Genomic DNA, 4,669 nt, shown 5'->3' with positions numbered 1-4,669 from the left:
GCGTCGTCGACCTGCCCGCCGACGCCGATGCCGGCACCTGGCGGCGCGTCCGCGCGGCGCTGGCCGCCGGGCCGGGCGAGAACCAGCTGGCCGTGCGCGCGGGTGGCGTGTTCGGCCGCCGCGTCGTGCCGGCCGGCGAACCGTGGGCACCCGGAGGCGCCGTGCACGTCACCGGCGCCGGGCCGGTGGACGACGTCGCCGCCCGGCTCGAGGCGGCCGGGGCGAGCCTCGTGCCCGAGCCGGACGCCGAGACCATCGTCCACGTCGGCCTCGCGGCCGAGCCGGCGCTGCTGGCCGACGGCGACGTGGAGGCCCTGATCGCGGTGCGGCTCGCCGAGGTCCGCGCCGTGGCCGACCGGGCCGAGCGGCAAGGGCGGCGCCTCGTCTTCGTCACCGCCGCGGCGGGGCTGTGGGGCGCGCCCGGGCAGGGCCCCGCGGCCGCGGCCGCCGCCTACACCGCGGCCCTGGCCGACCGGCTGCGGGCCCGGGGCCTGCCGGTGCTCGACGTGCCCTGGGGCGCCGCGCCCGAGGCCGCCGCCACCGTTGCGGACGAGCCGCCGGGCGCGTTCGCCGCCGCCCTCGCCGGGCTGAGCGCGGGGGAGCGGCACCGGGCGGCGCTCGCGGTCGTGGCCGAGCACGTGGCGGCCGTCCTCGGGCACCGCGACGGGCGGGCGATCGAGCCCGGGCGGGCCTTCAAGGACCTCGGCTTCGACTCGATGACCGCGGTCGAGCTGCGGCGGCGGCTCTCCGCGGCGACCGGGCTCGCGCTGCCCAACACGCTGGTCTTCGACCACCCGACGCCCGACGCGGTGGTCCGGATGCTGCTCGCCGAGGTGAGCGGGGAAGCCGCCACGGCCGTCGAGGCCGCCGCGCCGGTCGCCGGCGACCCCATCGCCATCATCGGCATGGCCTGCCGCTACCCGGGCGGCGTGACCGGCCCGGACGACCTCTGGGACCTGGTCGCCGCCGGGCGCGACGTGATCTCGCCGTTCCCCGTCAACCGCGGCTGGGACCTCGACGACCTGCGCGGGCGCTCGCAGTCGCAGGAGGGCGGCTTCCTGCACGACGCCGGGGAGTTCGACGCCGCCGCCTTCGGCATCTCGCCGCGCGAGGCCCTCGCCATGGACCCGCAGCAGCGGCTGGTGCTGGAGGCGGCCTGGGAGGTCCTCGAGCACGCCGGGATCGACCCGACCTCGGTGCGCGGCGGGCGGACCGGCGTGTTCGTCGGCGCCACCCAGCCCGACTACGTCGGCGGGGACGTGCCGGACGAGATCGAGGGGCACTACCTGACCGGCAATCTCACCAGCGTGGTGTCGGGGCGGGTGGCGTACGCCTTCGGCCTGGAAGGTCCGACCCTGACCGTCGACACCGCGTGCTCGTCCTCGCTCGTGGCGCTGCACCTCGCCGGCCAGGCGCTGCGGGCCGGCGAGTGCTCCCTCGCCATCGCCGGCGGCGTCACCGTGATGCCGACGCCGAAGGTGTTCGTGGAGTTCAGCCGCCAGGGCGGGCTGGCACCGGACGGGCGCTGCAAGTCCTTCGCCGACGGCGCCGACGGCACCAGCTGGTCCGAGGGCGCCGGCCTGGTCCTGCTGGAGCGCCTGTCGGACGCCCGCCGCAACGGCCGCCGCATCCTGGCCGTGGTCCGCGGGTCGGCGGTGAACTCCGACGGCGCCTCCAACGGCCTCACCGCCCCGAACGGCCCGTCGCAGCAGCGGGTGATCCGGGCCGCGCTGGCCGCCGCCGGGCTCGCACCGTCCGATGTGGACGCCGTCGAGGCCCACGGCACCGGTACCGCCCTCGGCGACCCGATCGAGGCCCAGGCGCTCCTCGCGACCTACGGGCAGGGCCGCGCGGAGCCGCTGTGGCTCGGCTCGATCAAGTCGAACATCGGCCACACCTCGGGCGCCGCCGGCGTCGCCGGGGTCATCAAGATGGTGCAGGCGATGCGGCACGGCGCCCTGCCCCGCACCCTGCACGCCGGCCGGCCGACGCCCGCCGTGGACTGGTCCGCCGGGGCCGTCGAGCTGCTGACCGATCCGCGCCCGTGGCCCGCGGCCGGCCGCCCGCGCCGGGCCGGCGTCTCCGCGTTCGGCGTCAGCGGCACGAACGCCCACGTGATCCTGGAGCAGGCCCCTCCGGCGCAACCAACACCCCCCGCGCCGGCGGTTCCGGTGGTGCCACTGCTGGTCTCGGCCCGCACCGACCGCGCGCTGTCCGCGCAGGTCGAGCGCCTCAAGGCGTCCCTCTCCGACGACGTGCCGCTGGCCGACGTGGCCTGGACCCTCGCCAGGGGCCGGGCGGCGCTGGATCGCCGGGCGGTCCTCCTCGGTGACGAAATGGTCGAAGGTGCGGTCCGGCCCGGTCGCCTGGGCTTCGTGTTCGGCGGCCAGGGCGCGCAGCGCCTGGGTATGGGCCGTGAACTGATCGAGACCTTCCCGGTGTTTGCGCAGGCGTGGTCACAGGTGTGTGCGGAGCTGGATCCGTCACTGCCGGAGGTGGTGTTCGGCGGCGACGAGGAGCGGTTGGCGAACACCTTCTACGCGCAGTGCGGCATTTTCGCGTTCGAGGTGGCGATGTTCCGGCTCCTCGAGTCGTGGGGTGTCCGGCCGGATGTGGTTGGTGGGCATTCGATTGGTGAGATCGCGGCCGCGCACGTTGCGGGGATTCTGTCGCTGAAGGACGCGTGTGCGCTGGTGTCGGCGCGGGGTCGGTTGATGGCTGCGCTGCCGCCGGGTGGGGTGATGGTGGCGGTTGCGGCGTCGGAGGACGTGGTGGCGCCGCTGTTGGACGGCGATGTTGGTCTCGCCGCGGTGAATGGTCCGGACGCCGTGGTGTTGTCCGGTGCCGCCGAGGCGGTGGATCGGGTGGTCGCGCAGTTGCATGTGCGGACCCGGAGGTTGCAGGTTTCGCATGCGTTTCATTCGGTGTTGATGGAGCCGATGCTGCCCGGGTTCGCCGAGGTGGTTTCCGAGCTGACGTTTTCTCAGCCGCAGATTCCGGTGGTTTCCGAGGAGTGGACTTCCGCCGGGTACTGGGTGCGGCATGTGCGGGACACGGTGCGGTTTGCCGAGAGCGTTGCGGCGATGGGGGCGGTCACGTTCCTGGAAGTGAGTCCCACGCCGGTGCTCACGCCCGTGGTGGACGAGTGCATCCCTGTGGTCCGTAAGGGGGTTGCGGAGCCACTCGGGGTGATGGAGGCCGTTGCGCGGCTTTGGACCCGCGGGGTTGGCGTTGAGTGGCCGCTCGCCGAGGGGCGGTGGGTGGATCTGCCGACGTACGCGTTTCAGCGCGAGCACTACTGGCTGACCGGCACCCGTCGTGGCGGCGAGCCGGACGCGGACACCGAGCGCTTCTGGGCGGCCGTCGAGGGCGAGGACCTCGACGCCCTGGCCGCCACCGTCGCCGGGGACGCGGGCGGGCAGGAGGCCCTGCGGGCCGCGCTGCCGCTGCTCGCCGGATGGCGGCGCGGCCACCGGACCCAGGCCGGGATCGACGCGCTGCGCTACCGGGTCGCGTGGCAACCGCGCGCCTTCGCCGGCGCCCCGACCGGCCGCTGGCTGATCGTGGCGCCCGCCGACGAGGCGTGGACGCCGGCCGTCGCCGAGGCGCTCGCCGGCGCCGAGGTCCGCACGTGCGTGGTCGGCCGGTCCGACCTCGACCGCGGGCGGCTGGCCGGGCTCCTGGACGACCCGGCCGGGCTGACCGGCGTGGTCTCCCTGCTCGCCCTCGACGAGCGGCCGCACCCGGACCACCCGGGGGCGAGCGCCGGGCTGGCCGGCACGGCGCTGCTCGTCCAGGCCCTCGGCGACCTCGGCGTCACCGCGCCCCTGTGGTGCCTCACGAGCGGCGCGGTGAGCCTGCCCGTCGACGGTCCGGCCGTCCGCCCGGTTCAGGCCCAGGCGTGGGGCCTGGGCCGCGTCGCCGCCCTGGAGCACCCCAACCGCTGGGGCGGCCTCGTCGACCTCCCGGACGAGCCCGACGCGACGTCCGTCGCCCTGCTCGGCGCCGTCATCGCCGACCCGGCGGCCGGCGGCGGCGAGGACCAGGTCGCCATCCGCGCCGCCGGCGCCTTCGTCCGCCGCCTGGTCCGCGCCACCGCGGGTGCGCCGACCGGCGGGGAGCCCTGGCGGGCCGGCCCCGGCACCGTCCTCGTCACCGGCGGCACCGGCGCGCTCGGGGCGACGCTGGCCCGCTGGCTGTCCGCCAACGGCGCCGAGCACCTGCTGCTCGCCGGCCGCCGCGGCCCGGACGCCCCCGGGCTGGCCGCGCTCGCCGAGGAACTGGCCGCGGCCGGCACCCGGGTCGAGGCGGTCGCCTGCGACGCCGGCGACCGCGAGGCGGTCCGGGCGCTGCTCGCCGGCATTCCGGCCGACCGGCCGCTGACCGCCGTGTTCCACCTGGCCGGCGTGGCCCACGACGATCCGGTCGACGCCATCACCGCCGCGCACCTGGAGAGCGTGCTGCGGCCCAAGGCGGCCGCCGCCGACCACCTGCACGAGCTGACCGCCGGCGCGCACCTCACCGCCTTCGTCCTGTTCTCCTCCAGCGCCGGGGTGTGGGGCAGCGGCAACCAGGGCGCGTACGCCGCCGCCGCTTCCTGCCCGCCATCGCCGTCGGCGCGCTGCTGTGGAGCCTCTACACGGTGGGCCTCGGCTACCTCGGCGGCAAC

Annotated in this window: 1 protein-coding gene; it reads left to right on the top strand. The window is 76.5% G+C overall.

The features are described 5' to 3' along the window. On the top strand, window positions 1-4,669 hold a 4,669-nt coding region (locus AB0M46_RS51055; RefSeq protein ID WP_363348977.1), incomplete at both ends, for an SDR family NAD(P)-dependent oxidoreductase.

Source organism: Dactylosporangium sp. NPDC051485 (genome assembly GCF_040682015.1).
Taxonomy (GTDB): domain Bacteria; phylum Actinomycetota; class Actinomycetes; order Mycobacteriales; family Micromonosporaceae; genus Dactylosporangium.
The sequence above is the reverse complement of the archived record's forward strand: the minus strand, read 5'-3'. Positions and strand labels throughout refer to the sequence as shown.